Genomic DNA, 19,445 nt, shown 5'->3' with positions numbered 1-19,445 from the left:
AAACTTGGATAAATGATTTAGGTATCAGATATTTAGGTTTTTACCCATCAATATTTAAACCTTTCTAATAATAGGAATATTAGAAATGAATTTTTTAGATTTATTAGTGTATGTTGAAAAAAGGCCGCTTATGTATTTAAGCGAAAAAAACATGAAAATTTTAGAAAGTTTTATAACAGGATATTATTTATGCGAAGGACTAAATGATATACCTAGTAAAAAAGACGATATTTTTAGGGAAAAATTTTATGATTGGCTCATTGAGCAGTTTGATTTTCTTCAAACCACCCATACGTGGCACGGTCTGATTGAACAGATTGCAAAATTTGAAAAACGGGATGAGTTTGACTGTTTTTTTTATTATTTGAAACTGTTCAAAGAAAATCATGGACTTGGGGCGGTAGAATCTGAGCAACCTGCGTAGCATGTAAGCCTTTTTTGATGATCTTCGGCTCTCTGATGTAAGAAAACGCCGTATTATTTTGAAAAATAAACTTGTAAGACCTCCTTTTATGGGGCTTTGCCTTGTTATAAAAATTCACAAATGGGCACAGTTCCTTTTATCGGTAGTTCTGAAGCTCTAGATGGAAAACTTGTCATGCCAAATTTCCATCAAGGTGCGGATTCCCCGTTCTGCCTTACTGTTATCTGAGTAGGCGTATTCAATGGTGTATGGGCAAAATCAATGATATGTAAAAGAAATTTAGCCGCATACAGTACGAGGAATAGTCGTCAATGGAGGCAAACAGGGCATCCCTTTGGTCGGTTGCTTTTTGATTTTGCAATAAAGGCAGTCGTTTGGTATCGGAATGTACCATTTTACTTGGTAGGATTTGTTGTGGCGTTTGGTCTGCTTTTTAAGTTTTTCCTCAATAGTTTTCTCGACTTTTGCCAACCGTTTCATACCGTATTTTGCTTGTAGGCTCACCATATTGCCTTTCAAATTTTGTAAACAATGCTAGGTTTTCTTACAATTAAGGTCGTCTGAAAATCTACTTCGAACCCCATCAAGCATTTATAATCCTGCTTTTCAGACGACCTTTTGAACATCTGTTCTCTCAATAAAATTGACCTTATGAAACCCAAATTTATCACTCTGGACGGCATAGATGGTGCGGGCAAATCGACCAATCTTGCCGTTATCCGCCAATGGTTCGAATCCCACGGCCTTCCCGTATTGTTCACCCGCGAGCCGGGCGGTACGCCTGTCGGCGAGGCTTTGCGCGAAATTTTGTTGAACCCTGAAACCAAGGCGGGATTGCGCGCGGAGACGTTGATGATGTTTGCCGCGCGGCAGCAGCATCTTGAAGACGTTATCCTGCCTGCGCTGGCAGACGGCATTCATGTCGTTTCCGACCGTTTTACTGATGCGACTTTCGCGTATCAGGGCGGTGGGCGCGGCGTGCCCCTTCAGGATATTGAAACGCTGGAAAATTGGGTGCAGGGCGGGTTTGGTCCTGATTTGACGTTGCTGCTGGACGTGCCGCTGGAAGTGTCGATGGCGCGTATCGGGCAGACGCGCGAGAAGGACCGTTTCGAGCAGGAGCAGGCGGATTTTTTCACCCGCGTGCGTGCTGTTTATCTCGAACGCGCCGCCGCGCATCCCGAACGCTACGCGCTTATCGACGGCAACCGGAGTTTGGAAGAGGTGAGGGCGGATATCGAACATGCGTTGGCGCGCAGTTTCGGTATGGATGTTTAAAACCGAATGAAGGTCGTCTGAAAGGATACGTTTTTGCTTTGAGGTTGTTTGTTTCAGATGAAAATAGCGGTATGCGCCGCATTGGGAACATGGTAAAATTACACGCTATTACAAAATAGGTTTATTTGTTAATAAATAAGCCGCTTTGTAATGCCAAACGTCCCGAAACCAACGTTTCAGACGACCTCGTCTCAACATCTCTCTCGCAACAGGATCGAAAAATGGAAAACTCATTAAAAGAAGCCGCACTGAAATTTCACGAATTCCCCGTGCCGGGTAAAGTCTCCGTTACCCCCACCAAATCGCTGGCCACGTCCAAAGACTTGGCTTTGGCGTACTCGCCGGGCGTCGCGGCTCCTTGTATGGAAATTCATGCCGATCCGCAAAATGCGTACAAATACACCGCCAAAGGCAACTTGGTCGCCGTGATTTCCAACGGTACCGCCGTTTTGGGCTTGGGCAACATCGGCGCGTTGGCGGGCAAACCTGTGATGGAAGGCAAAGGCGTATTGTTTAAAAAATTCGCCGGTGTGGACGTATTCGACATCGAAATCGATGAAAAAGACCCGCAAAAATTAGTGGACATCATCGCCGCACTGGAGCCGACTTTCGGCGGCATCAACCTCGAAGACATCAAGGCGCCGGAATGCTTCTACATCGAACGCGAATTGCGCAAACGTTGCAAAATTCCCGTATTCCACGACGACCAACACGGTACCGCCATCATTACCGCCGCCGCCGTATTGAATGCCCTGCGCTATACCGGCCGTAAAATTGAAGAGGCGACCTTGGTTTGCTCCGGCGCGGGTGCGGCTGCGATTGCCTGCTTAAACCAACTGCTCGATTTGGGTCTGAAACGCGAAAACGTAACTGTTTGCGACTCCAAAGGCGTGATTTACAAAACCCGCGAAGACAAAGACCGCATGGACGAGTCCAAACAGTTCTACGCCATTGAAGACAACGGTCAACGCGTGCTTGCCGATGCCGTCAAAGGCAAAGACATCTTCTTGGGCCTCTCCGGCGCGAACCTGCTGACGCCTGAAATGTTGAACACCATGAACGCCAAGCCTATCGTGTTCGCCATGGCAAACCCGAATCCGGAAATCCTGCCGCCGCTGGCAAAAGAAACCCGTCCGGACGTGGTCATCGGTACCGGCCGTTCCGACTTCCCGAATCAAGTAAACAACGTATTGTGCTTCCCGTTCATCTTCCGCGGCGCGTTGGACGTCGGCGCGACGACCATCAATGAAGAAATGAAACGCGCCTGCGTCTATGCCTTGGCGGATTTGGCGAAGGAAGAGGTAACTGAAGAAGTGGTTGCCGCTTACGGCAAGAAATTCGAATTCGGCGCGGAATACCTGATTCCGACCCCGTTCGACTCCCGCCTGCTGCCGCGTGTTGCTTCGGCTGCCGCCAAAGCTGCGATGGAAAGCGGCGTGGCAACCCGTCCGATTGCAGACTTGGAAGCCTACGCTGCCAAACTGAGCGAGTGGAAACTGTAATCCGGTTTTAATTTGAATGTGATGTAGAAAAGGTCGTCTGAAAATTTTCAGACGACCTTTTTGTTTGGGTAAATGTCTTCCTGCTTTAAGCCGCGTCGGTCAGCGATGAGAACACTTCAAAATAAGTTGGGAAGGTTTTATGGGTGCATTTCGGGTCGTTGATGACGACGGGTACGCCCAACAGGGAAACCAGCGAGAAACACATCGCCATGCGGTGGTCGTCGTAAGTGTCGATGACAGCGTCGGGAGTCAGTGTTTCAGGTGGGGTGATGTGAATCGCTTCGGCTTCTTCGACGACTTCCGCGCCGAGTTTGCGCAACTCGTTTGCCATTGCGGCGATGCGGTCGGTTTCTTTGACGCGCCATGAACCGATGTTGCGAAGCGTGCAGGTTTGTCCGGTGGCAAGGGCGACGATGGCGAGGGTCATGGCGGCGTCGGGGATATGGTTCGCATCCAAATCAAAGGCTTGGACGGCACGTTCTTTCGGACGCGAGACTTCGACGAAGTTTTCGCCCCAAACCACGTCCGCACCGATTTTTTCCAGCTCACGGGCAAAGGCGACATCGCCCTGTATGCTGTTTGCGCCGATACCGGTAACGCGGACGGGCGTGGCGGCAATCAAGCCGGCAGCGAGGAAATAGGACGCGCTGGAGGCATCGCCTTCGACATATAAATGGTCGGGCGCGTGGTAGCAGGCATCGGCGGGGATTTTGAAGACGCGGTAGTCTTCATTGGCAACCTGTACGCCGAATTGCGCCATCAGTTTCAAGGTGATGTCGATATAGGGCTTGGAAATCAACTCGCCGACCATACGGATTTCAAATGCCTGCCCGGTCAGCGGCAACGCCATCAAGAGGGCGGTCAGAAACTGGCTGGACACATTGCCTTTAATCGGAATCACGCGCTCGCCACGGTCTTGGCGTTCGCCGATATGAAGCGGTGGGTAGTGTTCGTTGCCGAGATATTCGACATCGGCGCCGGCAATCCGCAGCGCATCGACCAAATCGCCGATAGGGCGTTCGTGCATACGCGCAACGCCGTGCAGATGATAATCGCCGCCCAAAACCGCCAGCGCGGCAGTCAGCGGACGGAATGCCGTTCCCGCGTTGCCTAAAAACAAATCGGCAGTGCGGTTTGGAAATTGTCCGCCTGTACCGTGAACTTTCAGACGACCTTCGGCAAGATATTCGATTTCAACGCCGAGTTTATCGAGCGCTTCCAACATACGGTCGGTATCATCGGATTTGAGCAGGGAATGGATTTCGCAAGTATTGTCGGACAAGGCGGCAAGCAGCAGGGTGCGGTTGCTGATGCTTTTGGAACCGGGCAGGGCGACGGTGGCGGGTTTGAGCGAGGCGGCAGGGAGGCGGATGGATTCGGTCATGATGGTCGTTTGGGAAGCGGAAACAGAAAACGGCATTATACGGCAGGGAGGGGTCGTCTGAAAAACGTGGCTGCTGCAATTCGATGAACCAGAGTTTGTCATTGAATGGTTTCGGTATCTTAAAACGTTCAAACACGGCAAGGTAACATCGGAATGGTTTGTCGATGCGCGCAACCTTGCCAACCGCACCGCACGTCCGCAAAACGCCATGCTGAAATACATCGCCCCGCAGTCGGGACGCTCCGTCCGCGTAGGTGTGAGAATGGATTTCTAAGTTTGGAATAAAACAAACCGGATTCCTTTGATGGGAATCCAGTTTTTCTTTTCGATGATTGGATTTTCAGACGACCTTTGGGGTCGTCTGAAACCTTATCCATGCCTTTTACCTCCGTTTATTCAAAGTCTTATAGAATAGCTGTCAGACAAATACGGCTCGACGCTTTCTTTCAATATCTCAATCAATTCTTCGTCCATATAGCGGTAATCGTCAGGAATATCCAAAACAATGATTTCCTTATGTTGCAAAGCGCGGGGAAACTGCGCCGACAGGCGGTTTTTATGCTTTTGTTCCATCACAAAAATCTTATCCGCCCATGCGATGTCGTTGATGGAAACGGTGTGCCGTGCGTTAGGGCTTGTGCCTGCGGAACGGGTCTGCACGTTCGGATAGCGTCGGAATACCGCTTCAGCGGTGGGGCTGCGCCATTGGTTGCGGCTGCAAATAAAAAGTGCGTTCATAGAAATTGAAAAAGGCGGAAAAATATCCGCCTTGTGAAAATCATCTCGATTGAGTCGAAATGTGTTTTTAAGTTAATCAAACCATTCGGCTTCAAATTCATGCTGCCTGAAGGGATAAACAAAGCCCAGTTTTTGCGCGCGTTTGACTTTATTTCTGCGGAAATACATCAAATCCCACTTTTTCTCGGGTTTACCCTCAGAAGGGTTTTTGCCGTGTACGCGATGGCTGGGTCGTTTTGCTTGATGCCGCCGCCATGCACGGCTGCGACTGTGGTCTAAATTGTCCATTATCTGCTTTCTAACTTCGTTTCGGAAATCGGGTTCAGCAGCCGCGATTTTTTCTGTGTTCGATTATTCAGCAAGAAAAAGGAAAATCGGATTGTAGCCAAATTAGCCTGACAATACAAGCAGTTGACCGTCGTTGTGAAACAGGTCGTCTGAAGACACCATTTACTTCTGCTTATCCAACGCTTCCTCATCCAGCGATTTCAACCATTCCAGCTTCTCGCCGATTTTAATTTCCAGGCCGCGCGGGACGGGTTGGTAGAAATCGGGTTCGTCCAAGCCGTCGGGCATATAGCTTTCGCCGGCGGCGTAGGCATTCGGTTCGTCGTGGGCGTAGCGGTATTCGCGTCCGTAGCCCAATTCTTTCATCAACTTGGTCGGGGCGTTGCGCAGGTGGACGGGCACTTCGTCGCTGGCGTTTTCTTTGACGAAGCGGCGCATTTGGTTATATGCCTTGTAGCCCGCGTTGGATTTGGCGGCGGCGGCAAGGTACAGCACGGCTTGTGCCAGCGCGAGTTCGCCTTCGGGCGAGCCTAAACGTTCGAAGGTGGCGGCGGCATCGTTGGCGATTTGGAAGGCGCGCGGGTCGGCAAGCCCGATGTCCTCCCACGCCATGCGCACGATGCGGCGGGCGAGGTAACGCGGGTCTGTGCCGCCGTCGAGCATACGGCAAAACCAATACAGCGCGGCATTCGGATGCGAACCGCGCACGGATTTGTGCAGGGCGGAGATTTGGTTGTAGAAACTCTCGCCGCCTTTGTCGAAACGGCGGATTTGCGCGCCCAAGCTGTCGGCGAGAAATTCGGTGGTTAAGGTTTTCAGACGGCGCGTGTCGGCGGCGCGTAAAAGTTGTTCCAACAGATTCAACAATCTGCGCGCATCGCCGTCGGCGGTATTGACGAGCAGCTCCTGCGCATCGGCTTCAATCGTAAAATCCCGGTATTCGGGCAAGGCCAATACTTTGGCAATCAGCTTTTTGAGGTCGTCTGAAGACAAGGACTGCAAAACATACACCTGCGCGCGGCTCAACAGCGCGGGATTGACTTCAAACGACGGGTTTTCCGTCGTCGCGCCGATAAAGGTCAGCAAACCGCTTTCGACATGGGGCAAAAACGCGTCCTGCTGCGCCTTGTTGAAACGGTGGACTTCATCGACAAACAAAATCGTCGCGCGTCCCTGCTGCAAGGCGATTTCGGCCTTGTCGATCGCCTCGCGTATGTCTTTCACGCCGGAGAATACAGCGGAAACAGGCAGAAACTGGGCATTGAAACTCTGCGCCAAAATCCGCGCCAACGTCGTCTTGCCCACGCCCGGCGGCCCCCACAGCAACATAGAATGCGGCTTCCCGCCTTCCACCGCCACACGCAGCGGCTTGCCTTCGCCAATTAAATGCTGCTGCCCGATAACATCATCAAGCGTATGCGGGCGCAGGCGTTCGGCAAGCGGCGCATCAGGTTGGCGGGTGAAAAGGTCGGACATGGCGGATTCCGTGAAAAGAGGGTTTTCAGACGACGTGGATTATAGCAGGTCGTCTGAAAACAGACGGATGGCAAAGGAAACAATAAAGACAGGATACATCACAACCGTCATTCCCGCGCAGGCGGGAATGACGGCATGGGTCTGCCATAACTTACTGGCAGATTTTTTTGTCCGAGTATCCTATATTAGGATGATCATCCTTGTTTCTTGGCGAATCATGATTACAGCTGCCGTAATTAATCTGGATTGACATATTTTTTGCATTAGATTGTATCGGCAGGATAGGTTGGACATTGAAATTATTTAAGCCGGCATTCGATACTAAGGTCATTTTTGAATTTAACGTCCGGTTTTAATATCAATTGCAGGGTCGCCATGACCGGTATTGTCAGGATTACTGACATCAATGCCATCAGTATTGGTACTGATATAACTTTCCGGCATGATTTGCAGGGCTTTTCCGCTGATGACGATACATTCTTCAGCTAATTTTTTAGCTTCTTTAGCAGCTAATTCGTCAGCTGCTTTTTGTTCTTCAGTTTTAGAGTCGTCATCTTTAATTTTAGTGGAGTCGGCTTTTTGGTTATCAATAGTTGGTGGACAGAAAACCTTGGTGTCGCCCAAATTCCACGCCATATAACCGTATAGGGCGTTGTTGCGTTGTTCGGGAATCGGAGAACAATTAATGTTTTTATCTTCTTTTTCTTTTTCTGAAAGAATAGAACATTTGAAATTTTGTTTTAATTTGATCAAGTCATTTTTATCAATGCCGTTGATTTCTTGAGAGCCGTTGTTTTGTTGGAAGTTACTGTGTAGTAAATACCATGAAGAGTTTTCAGGAATTTCAATGGAATGGGTAAAATATAAAATTGCTATTTTATCGCTAAAACCGAATATCAATAGACATAATGTTATTATGATATATGTCATGGCTCCCTTAATAGGAATTTTATAAATTGAATTGTGATCTTTAATCCAGTTTTTATAAAAATAATAGAGAACTATAGCGACAATTATTATTATTACAAATGGATATATATTTTTTGCTTGTGGGTATAAATATTTTAAAAAAATTTCGAGTAATTGAGAAAGAGTATAAACAAATACCAAGTAAAATATTATAAATAATAATATTTCTACCCATCCAACGCTTTTATTAGAGCGATTTGACTTAGGAGATTTTAGGCTTCGAATGTCCTGTATTAAAAGAACTGAATCTGGTAATAATAAATGCACTAAAAGTTGGTACAACAAAAATATAATAATAAAAATAATTATAAAAACTGTACTTGCAGCGATTAGGCTAGACGGATTGCTGATTACATCAGGAAGAATACTTAATTGATTAATATTTAAGAGATAGACAAATATAACAAATCCACCGAAGAGTATCCCTAATACTGTCGATATTCCGATGAGTTTGCTGATGGTTTCCAAATGATCAGATGGTTTTATTTGCTCTTTAGGTTGCTCAACCGTATCAGCTTGTTTTATTTCTGCCTGTTTTGCAGCATCATTGTTTTCTGTGGCATTTTCATCTGCCTTCTTTGAGTTTTTATTTTTTCTTGCGCATATCCATTCTGCAATCTTTTTAAAAAATTTACATAAGCATGTCGATTCATCTTTTTTCTGTGCATTGTCTTTTGATTCAGGCTGTTTATTTTCAGCAGTATGCTCTGAATGTTCTTGACTACCTTTTTCAGCCGTTTTTTCTTGATTCTCTTTAGGGTTTTGCGTGTTTTCGTTTGAGTTAGCTTTAAATTTAACTTTTAATTTAGCCATTGATAAATCCCCTATTTTCCCAAAAAAACGGATTATACCCCGACTTTCCCCAATCCCCCATCTCACACCGCTTACGGTATAATGCGCGTTTGTTTAAAGACTTTGCGGGGCGTTTCAGACGACCTTGCGGCAAGGGATGGCTATGAATATGAAAAAGGTTGTTGCCGTTGCTTCTGTGGCGGCGTTGTTGGGCGGTTGCGCTTATGATTCTGACTCGGCGTTCGGCGGTTTGGGCGGCGGGACAGGTATCGGCGGCAGCGTGGTGAAAATGGCGGTCGATCATCAGTGCCGTTCGGAGTTGAACAAGCGCAATGAGTGGCGTTTGATCGCGCTGACGATGAGCGCGGACAAGCAGCGCGAGTGGGAAGACAAAATTTGCGGCTGCGCGAGCGAGGAAGCGCCGAATCAGGTGTCCGCGCAAGAGTTGATGGATGTTTTGAATCCTTCTTCGCGCGATCGGGCGATTGCGTCGGTAACGGTGAAAACCGTCAATGCTTGTTTCAAGCGTTTGTATAGATAATGTTTTTCAGACGACCTCTGCGTATCGGGGTCGTCTGAAAGTTTATAGTGGATTAAGGTCGGGATAGGGCGGCTTGCGGGATGGTTCGCAGGCGGCGGGTTTCCTGTTTTGATCGGCAATATTTTTGTTTTTATAGAGAAGAAATCATGAAATATATCAGTACGCGCGGCGAGACGGCGCATAAACCGTTTAGTGAGGTTTTGTTGATGGGGCTGGCGCCCGACGGCGGTTTGATGCTGCCGGAGCGTTATCCGCAGGTCAGCCGCGAGACTTTGGACAAGTGGCGCGGTTTAAGCTATCCGGAGCTGGCGTTTGAGGTGATGAGCCTGTTTGTTACGGATATTCCGGCGGACGATTTGCGCGATATTCTGAACCGTACTTATACGGAAGCGGCGTTCGGCTCTAAGGAAATCACGCCTGTGCGTACTTTGTCCGACGGCATCAAAATCCAAGCTTTGTCCAACGGTCCGACGCTGGCGTTCAAGGATATGGCGATGCAGTTTTTGGGCAATGCGTTTGAATATGTGTTGAACAAAAAGGGCAGGGAACTCAATATATTGGGCGCGACCAGCGGCGATACGGGTTCGGCTGCGGAATATGCCTTGCGCGGTAAAAAGGGCGTGAACGTATTTATGCTCTCGCCCGACGGCAAAATGAGCGCGTTTCAGCGTGCGCAGATGTACAGCCTGCAAGATGAAAATATCCACAATATCGCCGTGAAGGGTATGTTTGACGACTGTCAGGACATTGTGAAGGCGGTGCAAAACGATGCCGCGTTCAAGGAAAAATACCATATCGGTACGGTCAATTCGATCAACTGGGGACGCATCGTCGCGCAAGTGGTTTATTACTTTGCGGGCTATTTTAAGGCAACGCAAAGCAATGACGAGCAGGTCAGCTTCTGCGTGCCGAGCGGCAACTTTGGCAACGTTTGCGCGGGACACATCGCCAAACAGATGGGCTTGCCTATCCGCCGCCTGATTGTTGCGACCAATGAAAACGACGTGTTGGACGAGTTTTTCAAAACCGGCGCATACCGCCCGCGCAACAGCGAGCATACTTATGTTACCTCCAGTCCGTCTATGGACATTTCCAAAGCGTCCAACTTCGAGCGTTTCGTGTTCGACCTGATGGATCGCGATCCTCAGGAAATCAATACGCTGTGGGCGGAAGTCGCGGCGGGCAAGGGCTTTGACTTGCAGTTTGCCTTGGAAAAAGTCGGCGGCAAATACGGCTTTACCTCCGGCAAATCTACCCACGCCGACCGCCTCGCCACCATCAAACAGGTTTACGAGCAAGACCAAGAGCTCATCGACCCGCACACTGCCGACGGCGTAAAAGTCGCCCGCGAAGTGCGCGAAGAAGGGGAAACGGTTGTTTGTTTGGAAACCGCGTTGGCAGCGAAATTCGATGCGACCATACACGAAGCCGTCGGCGATGTCGCCATTCCACGTCCCGCCGCGCTGGAAGGTTTGGAAAAATTGCCGCAGCGCGTCCGAGTCGTGCCAAACAATGCAGCCGCCGTCAAAGAAATCATCCGCGAAACGTTAGATAAGTAATGCGTTGCCAAGAGGTCGTCTGAAAAGTTTCAGACGACCTCTGCTAGACAGCAAGCATTGTGATGATAAATATTTTCGTTTAAAATTGCGCGTTTGCTCTAATTCGGCATTATCTATTCACAGGCGAGACAGGTCGTCTGAAAACCCTTTTAAACCATCATCCGCCCGACCCGCGCGATCAGACGGATTTACCGACAGGAAACTCAAATGGCAGCATTCAATACCCAAAAAGTATTGTCCGTACACCACTGGACGGATGCGTATTTCACCTTTACCTGCACCCGCGACGAATCGTTGCGCTTCGAAAACGGCCAATTTGTCATGGTCGGATTGATGGTGGACGGCAAGCCGCTGATGCGCGCATACAGCGTCGCCTCCGCCAACTGGGAAGAACACCTCGAATTTTTCAGCATTAAAGTCCAAGACGGCCCTCTGACCAGCCGCCTGCAACACCTTAAAGTCGGCGACGACGTGTTAATCAGCAAAAAACCGACCGGAACTTTGGTTGCCGGCGACCTGAATCCCGGCAAACACCTTTACCTGTTGAGCACCGGTACCGGTATCGCCCCTTTCTTGAGCATCACCAAAGACCCTGAAATTTACGAGCAATTTGAAAAAATCATCCTCGTGCACGGCGTGCGTTACAAAAAAGATTTGGCGTACTACGACCGCTTTACCAAAGAATTGCCCGAACACGAATACCTCGGCGACTTGGTTAAAGAAAAACTGATTTACTACCCCATCGTTTCCCGTGAAGACTACGAACACCACGGCCGCCTGACCGACCTGATGGTAAGCGGCAAACTGTTTGAAGACATCGGCCTGCCCAAAATCAACCCGCAAGACGACCGCGCCATGCTGTGCGGCAGCCCTGCGATGCTGAAAGACACCTGCAAAGTTCTGGACGATTTCGGTCTGACCGTCTCCCCGAAAACCGGTGTACGCGGCGACTACCTGATTGAGCGCGCGTTTGTGGATCAATAAGGGTTTTAGCAGTAATGGAAATATAGCGAGGCAGAACTTGTCATCAGGTTCTGCCTCGCTATAAATCCATTATTTGCCAAAATTCAAGTTTCGCTCAATCTCTAAAATATCCCCTCAGACGGTTCAACAGATTTCCCATTCTTATCATGTACGATGTCAACACCCACGATGTCCGCCGATTTTTCGCACACGTTTGGAAACATCGCCTGACCCCGCTGCAACTGGATGCACTTCAGCTTAAAGCCCTCCGTATCATCGAATCTCATCCCGAATACACTCATTATCTTGAAAATATTGAAGATTATTTAGATAAAAACTGGCTGCCGGAAGATGGGGAGAGCAATCCTTTTTTGCACATGTCGCTGCATCTTTCCCTTCAAGAGCAGGTAGCCATCGATCAGCCACCGGGCATACGGGCGATTCACCGGCAACTTTGCGCACGTTATAACAACGACTGGGTACGCGCCGAGCATGACATGATGGATGCGCTGGCGGAAACCATTTGGGAAGCGCAACGATACGGACGTGGTTTGGATGTCAATGCCTATATGACCCGGTTGCGTAAATTAGTCGGTTTAGGGCAGGAGGAAAACGCCCGTATCAATCCACATGAAGTGAATGCTAAATTTGACGAATGAAAAAGTTTTCTATGTGATGGAAGATAACGATTTTGAGGTCGTTTGAAACGTTGATTTCAGACGACCTTCCTTTCTTTTCAGGTCGTCTGAAAAATGAATTGTAGCCATATAAGCCGCACGAAATAAGCTGATCTGTCCGAGAAAAAGGCGCGATTTTGGGTTGGCGGGTTTGACGGTGAAAAAGAATGCACCGCCAGCAATGAATTTTCTGCGATCGTATTATGAGGAAGGCGTCCTATGACCACTAAGTTGTTTTATTATTAAGCTGTGTTTCGATGAAATCAGAAATTTTCCTGTCAGCAGTATGATTCAAATCTAAGAAAGATAAATATTGGCAGTTGCCATTCGGACAGGGCAAAAATAAAAATTCATAAGTAATATCTTCTATATCTGTTATTGTTAAATCACTAAATTGAAAATTAGTTGTTACCACATTTAACATATTGTTATTTTTGATAGCTTCCTGCTCCAAAAGATTATCAAATTCATCTTCTAAAAGACTAGAATTCTCTCCGATAAGAATTATCCAAAATAAAGGATATTGTTTAATCGATTCAAATAAATTATTGCAATTTATTGTTTTTAGGAAGTTTTGACTGATTAAAGCCACGATAGGCTTATCTTTTTTTATTTTAATCTTTCTGAAATTCGAATCTAGATTTATATTCAGATAATCAATCATTATAGTTACTCCTTTGGAACACCGGAAATAATCCGCATCATCAGGCAGCAGCGTTCAAATGGCATGGATATTGTTTTCACACATCCATATAGGTTGAACTTAATAAGCTTGGCGTAGGTCGGATTCTCGAATCCGACATTTTGGGCATTGCTGCAATGGATTGCAATGACGGGAGTGTTAAAGATTTTGTCGGATACAAGAACACGACCGCGCTTACTACATCAATGGAAACACAATCGAAAAGAACGATATTTCCAGCAATTTTCAATTTGTAGCGTGGGCTATGCCCACGAAAATACGAAAGGTCGTCTGAAACCTGTACGCAGGCTTTCAGACGACCTCAGCTTTACAAAAACAATCCGTGGGCAGAGCCCACGCTACGGTTAACTCAACGTATCGCCGTCTCCAAAACTCCTCCGCTGAGAATGCAAAAAGGCCTCAACTTATTATTGCAACGACCTCAGGCGTAGGTCGGATTCTCGAATCCGACATTTTGGGCATTGCTGCAATGAATTGCAATGACGGGAGTGTTAAAGGTTTTGTCGGATACAAGTATCCGACCTACGCTTGCTACGTCGGCTTTAAAGTTTGTACCGCCTGTATGGCGTAGCCGCGCACGCGGTTAGTATAGATGCAGGCTGCTGCTTGTTGAGGTATTAAGTCTAACTTTCTTGTAATTTGGAATGTTTCATTAACTTTTCGGCAATACCATCAAATACAGCTTGATGATTTTTTATTTTGTCTAAAGCATCAGAAAGCGGCTGCAAAGCCTGATCCTTATAATCAGGGTATTCTTCAATCAACAGTTTTAAGTCAAGTTGGATAGGTAAAAAAATTGTACGGTGTTCACTTGATCCCACTATATATTGAAACCCCACTTCCTTTAATTCAGGGTAATTTGCAAATTGATCTTGCATAAATTGCTTGGCTGTTTTGGCGGTAAAATTAAAATAATCTCGATTAAATCCAAAATGAATACCGTACTCGATGGTCTCACCATCGTCATATTTGGCAATGCCTGTACAAGCACTTAACCAGCTATAATCAATATCTATATTAGATTTTTTATTATCATATTTTTCACCCAAACAATACCAGATAGCATCTTGATTTTTTTTGTTACCAGGTTTTTTATGCCACCCGCTATTTTTCTTAAAATCCTCATACCAAGCGTTAAACTGATTTTCAATTTTCTCGTAAAACTGGACATCTATTTGTACCAAAAAACCATAAGATTTTTCCAACATTTCCAAGTTACTTAAAACTAACTTACCCAGTTCTCTTTCTACATTTTCCATAAATATTCCTTTCTTCAAAGGGTTTCAAAATGACGAGCCAAAGATAAAAATATCATTTTTCGAAAACTTTGTGCTTGATTCAATTCGTCATAGATAGTTTTTCTTATACTTTTAGCAATATCTTTCCAGCTCAAAACTACTACCTGCTTATGTAGGCTTTCATCTAAGGGGAGATAGCATCCTCTAGTCAGATACAGTAAACATTTATGCGGTTCAGAAGATTTGTCCAAGATATCCCGATACCTTTTTAATTGGCTTGTTTTACCGTCATACATTTCAGCAGCATCCACCTTCGCCTCAATTATCAAACGGCAATTTCGGCTTTTAATATCAATATCAAAACGTTCCGAAATATTGCCACAGTGTAAGGTTTCCTGATTAGTGGAGAAGCTTTCTTGCGTTAAATATCGAATAATTTCAGCAATACCGGCTTGTTGATCCAAATTTTTAAGCAGATTGATTAGAAATTTTCTCCCAAATCCGTGATCTGCATGCATATCAAGCAGCCAGCACAATACTTTGCAATTGCGCACTTCATAGCGCCCGAATTCTGCAAATTGCCAGATATTCATGGTCATACCACTGGATTTTAACTGTTGATAAGCTATATCAAATTCTTTCATAAAGGTCTGAAATTCGATATGTGAAATAGCCTTGGAATTATCAATGGTTGGTATGTTTTTTTTGCTCAGCAATAGTAAAGAATTTAAGTGATTAAATTCATTTAAAAAATGATTAAGCTGATCAACTAAATTATGTGTTTCCATGTACTTCTTTCTAGTCACTCCGCCCCAAACAACAAATTCTCTTTAATATTCCTAATCCTATCCCGCAACACAGCCGCCTCTTCAAACTGCAAATCCCGAGCCGCCTGCTGCATGGCTTTTTCCAGTTTGGCGATTTCTTTAATCGCGTCTTCTTCGTTGTGAATCTCGCCGACTTTAACCTTGTTTTTGCCTTTCAGACGGCCTTTGCCGCCGTCTTCTTCGTGATACACGCCGTCAATGATGTCTTTGACCTGTTTTTTAATCTGCTGCGGAACGATGCCGTGTTCTTCGTTAAATCTAATCTGTTTTTCACGGCGGCGTTCGGTTTCGTCGATAGCAGCTTTCATGGAGTCGGTGATTTTGTCGGCGTACAGGATGGCGACGCCGTTCACGTTGCGAGCGGCGCGGCCTATGGTTTGAATCAGGCTGCGGTGCGAGCGCAGGAAGCCTTCTTTGTCGGCGTCGAGGATGGCAACGAGGGAGACTTCGGGGATGTCCAAGCCTTCGCGCAAGAGGTTGATGCCGACGAGTACGTCAAACAGGCCAAGCCGCAAATCTCTAATAATTTCAACGCGCTCGACGGTGTCGATGTCGCTGTGCAGGTATCGCACTTTGATACCGAGTTCGCTGTAATAGTCGGTGAGTTGCTCCGCCATGCGTTTGGTGAGGGTGGTAACGAGTACGCGTTCGCCTTTTTGGATGCGGTCGTTGATTTCGCTCATTAAGTCATCGACTTGGGTGGCGACGGGGCGGATGATGATTTGGGGGTCGACCAGCCCTGTGGGGCGGACGACTTGTTCGACCACTTGTCCGGCGTGTTCTTCTTCGTATTTGGCGGGGGTGGCGGAAACGAAGACGGTTTGCGGCATGACTTTTTCAAATTCGTGGAATTTGAGCGGGCGGTTGTCGCGGGCGGAAGGCAGCCTGAAACCATAATCCACGAGGTTTTGCTTGCGCGATGCGTCGCCTTTGTACATGCCGCCGATTTGGGTAACGGTAACATGGCTTTCGTCGATGAACATGATGGCGTTGTCGGGCAGGTAGTCCATCAGCGTGGGCGGCGGTTCGCCTTCTTTTTTGCCGGAGAAGTGGCGGGAGTAGTTTTCGATGCCTTTGCAGAAGCCCATTTCGTAGAGCATTTCGAGGTCGAAGCGGGTGCGCTGTTCGATGCGTTGTTGCTCGACGGGGCGTTGTTCGCGGGCGAAGAATTCGATGCGTTCGCGCAGTTCTTCTTTGATGGACTCGCAGGCGCGTAAGACGGTGTCGCGCGGGGTAACGTAGTGGCTGGATGGGAAGACGGTGTAGCGGCCGACGCGTTGGTGCAGGCTGCCTGAAAGCGGGTCGAACATATCGAGGCGGTCGATTTCGTCGTCGAACAGGCTGATGCGCAGGGCGTTTTCGGAGCTTTCGGCGGGATACACGTCGATCACGTCGCCGCGCACGCGGAAGCTACCGCGTTTGAAGTCCAAATCGCCACGTTCGTACTGCATGGAAACGAGCGTGGCGATGATGTCGCGCTGCTCGATGGTGTCGCCTTCTTTGACGGACAACACCATTTGTTGATACTCGGTCGGGTCGCCGATACCGTAAATGGCGGACACGGTGGCGACGATAATCACGTCGTCGCGCGTCATCAGGTTTTTGGTGGCGGAAAGGCGCATCTGTTCGATGTGTTCGTTAATCGCGCTGTCTTTTTCGATGAACAAATCGCGGCTGGGCACATAGGCTTCGGGTTGGTAATAGTCATAATAAGACACGAAATATTCCACCGCGTTTTCGGGGAAAAACTCGCGCATTTCGGCATAGAGCTGGGCGGCAAGGGTTTTGTTGTGCGCCATGATGATGGCGGGGCGGCCGCTTTGGGCGATGACGTTCGCCATGGTGTAGGTTTTGCCCGAACCGGTTACGCCGAGCAGGGTTTGATAGGCCAGGCCGTCTGAAAGCCCTTCGAGCAGGCCGGCAATGGCGGTGGGCTGGTCGCCGGCAGGGGGGAAGGGCTGGTGGAGTTTGAAGGGGGAATTTGGGTATTGGATGACTTCCATATTGCCGCCTGTTTTTGGTTCGGGGAAATGGAGAATTATAGCAAAAAGGTCGTCTGAAGATTTTCAGACGACCTATCTATTTCTTGATGGTAGGCAAGTCAGAACAAAGGTAATGCCAACCCGATTTCCACTACGCTATAATAGCGGACTCCCATTTTAGCCTAAGAGCAACTGCCATGAACGATTATCCCGATACGTCGTCTGAAGACCGCGAAGTCAGCGCGTTGTCGCTGCCGCCGCATTCTATGGAGGCGGAGCAATCCGTTTTGGGTGGACTTTTGCTCGAGAATTCGGCTTGGGACAGAATCGCCGATGTGGTTACCGGTGAAGACTTCTACCGACACGAACACCGCCTGATTTTCCGCGCCATCGCCAATCTGATTAACGAAAGCCGTCCTGCTGACGTGATTACCGTTCAGGAAAGTTTGGAGCGTAACGAAGAATTGGAGGCGGCAGGCGGGTTCAATTATCTGATTACCTTGGCACAAAACACGCCGTCTGCTGCAAATATTCGCCGTTATGCCGAAATCGTGCGCGAGCGTTCTATCATGCGCCAACTTGCCGAAGTCGGTACCGAAATCGCTCGTAGCGCCTACAATCCGCAAGGCAGGGATGCGGGGCAGCTTTTGGATGAAGCGGAAAACAAGGTGTTCCAAATTGCGGAAAGTACGGCTAAATCCAAACAGGGTTTTCTCGAAATGCCTGCGCTTTTGAAAGAAGTGGTCGAGCGCATCGACATGCTTTATTCCCGCGATAATCCTGATGAAGTGACCGGCGTGTCGACAGGGTTTATCGACTTGGATAAAAAAACCTCAGGTCTCCAGCCGGGCGATTTGATTATTGTGGCAGGTCGTCCGTCTATGGGTAAAACTGCCTTTTCGATCAATATTGCGGAACACGTTGCCGTAGAGGGCAAGCTGCCTGTCGCCGTATTTTCGATGGAGATGGGCGGGGCGCAACTGGTGATGCGTATGCTGGGTTCGGTGGGCAGGCTTGATCAGAGCGTCTTGAAAACAGGCAGATTGGAAGATGAACATTGGGGTCGTCTGAACGAAGCAGTAGTCAAACTTTCCGATGCGCCTATGTATATTGATGAAACACCGGGCTTGACCGCGCTCGAATTGCGCGCCCGCGCCCGCCGTCTTGCACGCCAGTTCAATGGAAAATTGGGCTTAATCGTGATTGACTACCTGCAATTGATGGCAGGCTCAGGCCGTTCGGACAACCGCGCCTCAGAACTCGGCGAAATTTCGCGCTCCCTCAAAGCATTGGCGAAGGAGTTGCAAGTTCCTGTTATTGCTTTGTCGCAGTTGAGCCGTACCGTAGAGCAGCGTACCGACAAGCGCCCAATGATGTCCGACTTGCGGGAGTCCGGTGCCATCGAGCAGGATGCCGACCTGATTATGTTTATGTACCGCGACGAATATTATAACCAAGAATCGCCAATGAAAGGCCTTGCAGAATGTATTATCGGTAAACACCGTAACGGTCCCGTCGGGAAAGTATTCCTCACTTGGATGGGACAATTTACCAAATTCGACAATGCAGCCTACATTCCCGAATCCGCATTGATGGAAGATTGAGACAAATCAGTCTAAAAACCAAGCAAATTTCATATTTTATTAGGCAATTCATCCCAATATCGTTTAGAATGAGCCAAACCGCATAATTACCGGCGATAAAAACATTCTAAGCCGGATGATAAAACACATTACTTAACTCTAGACGTTTTTACTACTCATGTACGCACAACAAAAAGGTTTTACCTTAATCGAATTGTTGGTCGTGATCGCTATTACCGCCATCATGGCCACCATCGCCCTTCCCAATATGAGCGAATGGATTGCCTCCCGCCGCGCAGCCAGTCAGGCAGAGCAGGTGGCCAACCTCTTGCGTTTCGCACGAGCCGAAGCAGTCCGCCTCAATCTCCCTGTCTATGTCTGTCCCGTACAAATCAGAAAAAACGGGATTCCAGACAATAAATGTGATACCAAATACAATCAAAGTGGCATCTTAGCCTATGCTGATAAGAGTGGTGATGTTAACTACAATGATGATAGGGCGGATATTTTCCTGCGCACTA

At 47.8% G+C, this 19,445-nt stretch carries 18 protein-coding genes and 1 pseudogene; 9 read left to right on the top strand and 10 right to left on the bottom strand.

Translation table 11 applies throughout. The features are described 5' to 3' along the window. The first annotated feature begins 85 nt into the window (after nucleotides 1–85). On the top strand, nucleotides 86–424 hold the full coding sequence (locus tag HMPREF1051_RS02970; RefSeq protein WP_003764228.1) for a hypothetical protein: 339 nt from the start codon (nucleotides 86–88) through the stop codon (nucleotides 422–424). Here HMPREF1051_RS02970 and HMPREF1051_RS15075 read toward each other — a convergent pair. Further along, nucleotides 375–919 (bottom strand): annotated as a pseudogene (locus HMPREF1051_RS15075) (hypothetical protein); the annotation flags it as partial. The gene HMPREF1051_RS02970 and the pseudogene HMPREF1051_RS15075 overlap by 50 nt on opposite strands. Before the next feature lie 156 nt (nucleotides 920–1,075). Here HMPREF1051_RS15075 and tmk point away from each other — a divergent pair. Next, entirely contained in the window at nucleotides 1,076–1,702 is a 627-nt protein-coding gene (gene tmk / locus HMPREF1051_RS02960; RefSeq protein ID WP_003764234.1) for a dTMP kinase, read from the top strand. Between the two features lie 221 nt (nucleotides 1,703–1,923). Then, on the top strand, nucleotides 1,924–3,204 hold the full coding sequence (locus tag HMPREF1051_RS02955; protein ID WP_003756682.1) for a malic enzyme-like NAD(P)-binding protein: 1,281 nt from the start codon (nucleotides 1,924–1,926) through the stop codon (nucleotides 3,202–3,204). A gap of 85 nt (nucleotides 3,205–3,289) precedes the next feature. Here the strand turns inward: HMPREF1051_RS02955 and aroA are convergent, their stop codons facing one another. The 5 genes from aroA to HMPREF1051_RS02925 all read right to left on the bottom strand — a co-directional run bounded on the left by aroA (nucleotide 3,290) and on the right by HMPREF1051_RS02925 (nucleotide 8,872). Then, nucleotides 3,290–4,588 (bottom strand): 3-phosphoshikimate 1-carboxyvinyltransferase, encoded by a 1,299-nt coding sequence (gene aroA, locus HMPREF1051_RS02950; protein ID WP_036491497.1) that lies wholly within the window; start codon nucleotides 4,586–4,588, stop codon nucleotides 3,290–3,292. 396 nt (nucleotides 4,589–4,984) lie between these two features. Then, nucleotides 4,985–5,326, bottom strand: a complete 342-nt coding sequence (locus HMPREF1051_RS02945; RefSeq protein ID WP_003764218.1) for a low molecular weight protein tyrosine phosphatase family protein — start codon at nucleotides 5,324–5,326, stop codon at nucleotides 4,985–4,987. Between the two features lie 72 nt (nucleotides 5,327–5,398). Beyond that, nucleotides 5,399–5,614 carry a hypothetical protein gene (locus HMPREF1051_RS02940; RefSeq protein ID WP_003764220.1) on the bottom strand — a complete coding sequence of 72 codons (216 nt, stop codon included), beginning with the start codon at nucleotides 5,612–5,614 and terminating at the stop codon, nucleotides 5,399–5,401. A 162-nt stretch (nucleotides 5,615–5,776) separates the two neighbouring features. After that, nucleotides 5,777–7,090, bottom strand: coding sequence for a replication-associated recombination protein A (locus HMPREF1051_RS02935; protein ID WP_003764224.1), 1,314 nt, complete (start codon nucleotides 7,088–7,090; stop codon nucleotides 5,777–5,779). A gap of 339 nt (nucleotides 7,091–7,429) precedes the next feature. Beyond that, a complete protein-coding gene (locus HMPREF1051_RS02925) occupies nucleotides 7,430–8,872 on the bottom strand; it encodes a hypothetical protein (protein WP_003764238.1) in 1,443 nt (480 codons plus the stop codon). 142 nt (nucleotides 8,873–9,014) lie between these two features. Here HMPREF1051_RS02925 and HMPREF1051_RS02920 point away from each other — a divergent pair, with 142 nt between their 5' ends. From HMPREF1051_RS02920 to HMPREF1051_RS02905, 4 genes are all read left to right on the top strand, one after another. Continuing rightward, the gene (locus HMPREF1051_RS02920) at nucleotides 9,015–9,392 is read left to right on the top strand and encodes a hypothetical protein (protein WP_083299321.1); all 378 of its coding nucleotides are present in this window, start codon (nucleotides 9,015–9,017) and stop codon (nucleotides 9,390–9,392) included. Nucleotides 9,393–9,538: 146 nt separating this feature from the next. After that, nucleotides 9,539–10,951: a threonine synthase gene (gene thrC / locus HMPREF1051_RS02915; protein ID WP_036491489.1), complete on the top strand. Its 1,413-nt coding sequence runs from the start codon at nucleotides 9,539–9,541 to the stop codon at nucleotides 10,949–10,951. A 207-nt stretch (nucleotides 10,952–11,158) separates the two neighbouring features. Beyond that, nucleotides 11,159–11,935 carry a ferredoxin--NADP reductase gene (locus HMPREF1051_RS02910; RefSeq protein ID WP_003756710.1) on the top strand — a complete coding sequence of 259 codons (777 nt, stop codon included), beginning with the start codon at nucleotides 11,159–11,161 and terminating at the stop codon, nucleotides 11,933–11,935. A gap of 146 nt (nucleotides 11,936–12,081) precedes the next feature. Beyond that, nucleotides 12,082–12,573 carry a DUF1841 family protein gene (locus HMPREF1051_RS02905; protein ID WP_003764244.1) on the top strand — a complete coding sequence of 164 codons (492 nt, stop codon included), beginning with the start codon at nucleotides 12,082–12,084 and terminating at the stop codon, nucleotides 12,571–12,573. A 244-nt stretch (nucleotides 12,574–12,817) separates the two neighbouring features. Here the strand turns inward: HMPREF1051_RS02905 and HMPREF1051_RS02900 are convergent, their stop codons facing one another. From HMPREF1051_RS02900 to uvrB, 4 genes are all read right to left on the bottom strand, one after another. Then, on the bottom strand, nucleotides 12,818–13,255 hold the full coding sequence (locus HMPREF1051_RS02900; protein ID WP_003764222.1) for a hypothetical protein: 438 nt from the start codon (nucleotides 13,253–13,255) through the stop codon (nucleotides 12,818–12,820). Nucleotides 13,256–13,917: 662 nt separating this feature from the next. Beyond that, nucleotides 13,918–14,553 carry a hypothetical protein gene (locus tag HMPREF1051_RS02895; RefSeq protein ID WP_003764249.1) on the bottom strand — a complete coding sequence of 212 codons (636 nt, stop codon included), beginning with the start codon at nucleotides 14,551–14,553 and terminating at the stop codon, nucleotides 13,918–13,920. A 14-nt stretch (nucleotides 14,554–14,567) separates the two neighbouring features. Beyond that, nucleotides 14,568–15,320, bottom strand: a complete 753-nt coding sequence (locus HMPREF1051_RS02890) for a PD-(D/E)XK nuclease family protein (protein WP_003764246.1) — start codon at nucleotides 15,318–15,320, stop codon at nucleotides 14,568–14,570. 14 nt (nucleotides 15,321–15,334) lie between these two features. Then, nucleotides 15,335–17,362, bottom strand: a complete 2,028-nt coding sequence (uvrB, locus tag HMPREF1051_RS02885; RefSeq protein ID WP_003764216.1) for an excinuclease ABC subunit UvrB — start codon at nucleotides 17,360–17,362, stop codon at nucleotides 15,335–15,337. Between the two features lie 176 nt (nucleotides 17,363–17,538). On the opposite strand from uvrB, the gene dnaB reads away from it, so the two are divergent. Together dnaB and HMPREF1051_RS02875 are read left to right on the top strand one after the other, a co-directional pair. Continuing rightward, nucleotides 17,539–18,945, top strand: coding sequence for a replicative DNA helicase (dnaB, locus tag HMPREF1051_RS02880; RefSeq protein WP_003764236.1), 1,407 nt, complete (start codon nucleotides 17,539–17,541; stop codon nucleotides 18,943–18,945). 157 nt (nucleotides 18,946–19,102) lie between these two features. Next, nucleotides 19,103–19,445, top strand: a 343-nt coding sequence (locus HMPREF1051_RS02875) for a pilus assembly FimT family protein (RefSeq protein WP_003764206.1), incomplete at its 3' end; no start/stop codon positions are given.

Source organism: Neisseria sicca VK64, assembly GCF_000260655.1.
GTDB lineage: Bacteria > Pseudomonadota > Gammaproteobacteria > Burkholderiales > Neisseriaceae > Neisseria > Neisseria sicca_B.
Note: the sequence above shows the minus strand (reverse complement) of the source record. Positions and strands in the feature narration are given on the sequence as shown.

Bases quoted from the DNA above. Each gene is read 5' to 3' on its own strand.
- HMPREF1051_RS02970 (WP_003764228.1), top strand. From the start codon at position 86: ATGAATTTTTTAGATTTATTAGTGTATGTTGAAAAAAGGCCGCTTATG.
- HMPREF1051_RS02905 (WP_003764244.1), top strand. From the start codon at position 12,082: ATGTACGATGTCAACACCCACGATGTCCGCCGATTTTTCGCACACGTT.
- HMPREF1051_RS02945 (WP_003764218.1), bottom strand. From the start codon at position 5,326: ATGAACGCACTTTTTATTTGCAGCCGCAACCAATGGCGCAGCCCCACC.
- HMPREF1051_RS02925 (WP_003764238.1), bottom strand. From the start codon at position 8,872: ATGGCTAAATTAAAAGTTAAATTTAAAGCTAACTCAAACGAAAACACG.
- HMPREF1051_RS02935 (WP_003764224.1), bottom strand. From the start codon at position 7,090: ATGTCCGACCTTTTCACCCGCCAACCTGATGCGCCGCTTGCCGAACGC.
- aroA (WP_036491497.1), bottom strand. From the start codon at position 4,588: ATGACCGAATCCATCCGCCTCCCTGCCGCCTCGCTCAAACCCGCCACC.
- thrC (WP_036491489.1), top strand. From the start codon at position 9,539: ATGAAATATATCAGTACGCGCGGCGAGACGGCGCATAAACCGTTTAGT.
- dnaB (WP_003764236.1), top strand. From the start codon at position 17,539: ATGAACGATTATCCCGATACGTCGTCTGAAGACCGCGAAGTCAGCGCG.
- HMPREF1051_RS02900 (WP_003764222.1), bottom strand. From the start codon at position 13,255: ATGATTGATTATCTGAATATAAATCTAGATTCGAATTTCAGAAAGATT.
- uvrB (WP_003764216.1), bottom strand. From the start codon at position 17,362: ATGGAAGTCATCCAATACCCAAATTCCCCCTTCAAACTCCACCAGCCC.
- HMPREF1051_RS02940 (WP_003764220.1), bottom strand. From the start codon at position 5,614: ATGGACAATTTAGACCACAGTCGCAGCCGTGCATGGCGGCGGCATCAA.
- HMPREF1051_RS02910 (WP_003756710.1), top strand. From the start codon at position 11,159: ATGGCAGCATTCAATACCCAAAAAGTATTGTCCGTACACCACTGGACG.
- tmk (WP_003764234.1), top strand. From the start codon at position 1,076: ATGAAACCCAAATTTATCACTCTGGACGGCATAGATGGTGCGGGCAAA.
- HMPREF1051_RS02890 (WP_003764246.1), bottom strand. From the start codon at position 15,320: ATGGAAACACATAATTTAGTTGATCAGCTTAATCATTTTTTAAATGAA.
- HMPREF1051_RS02895 (WP_003764249.1), bottom strand. From the start codon at position 14,553: ATGGAAAATGTAGAAAGAGAACTGGGTAAGTTAGTTTTAAGTAACTTG.
- HMPREF1051_RS02920 (WP_083299321.1), top strand. From the start codon at position 9,015: ATGAATATGAAAAAGGTTGTTGCCGTTGCTTCTGTGGCGGCGTTGTTG.
- HMPREF1051_RS02955 (WP_003756682.1), top strand. From the start codon at position 1,924: ATGGAAAACTCATTAAAAGAAGCCGCACTGAAATTTCACGAATTCCCC.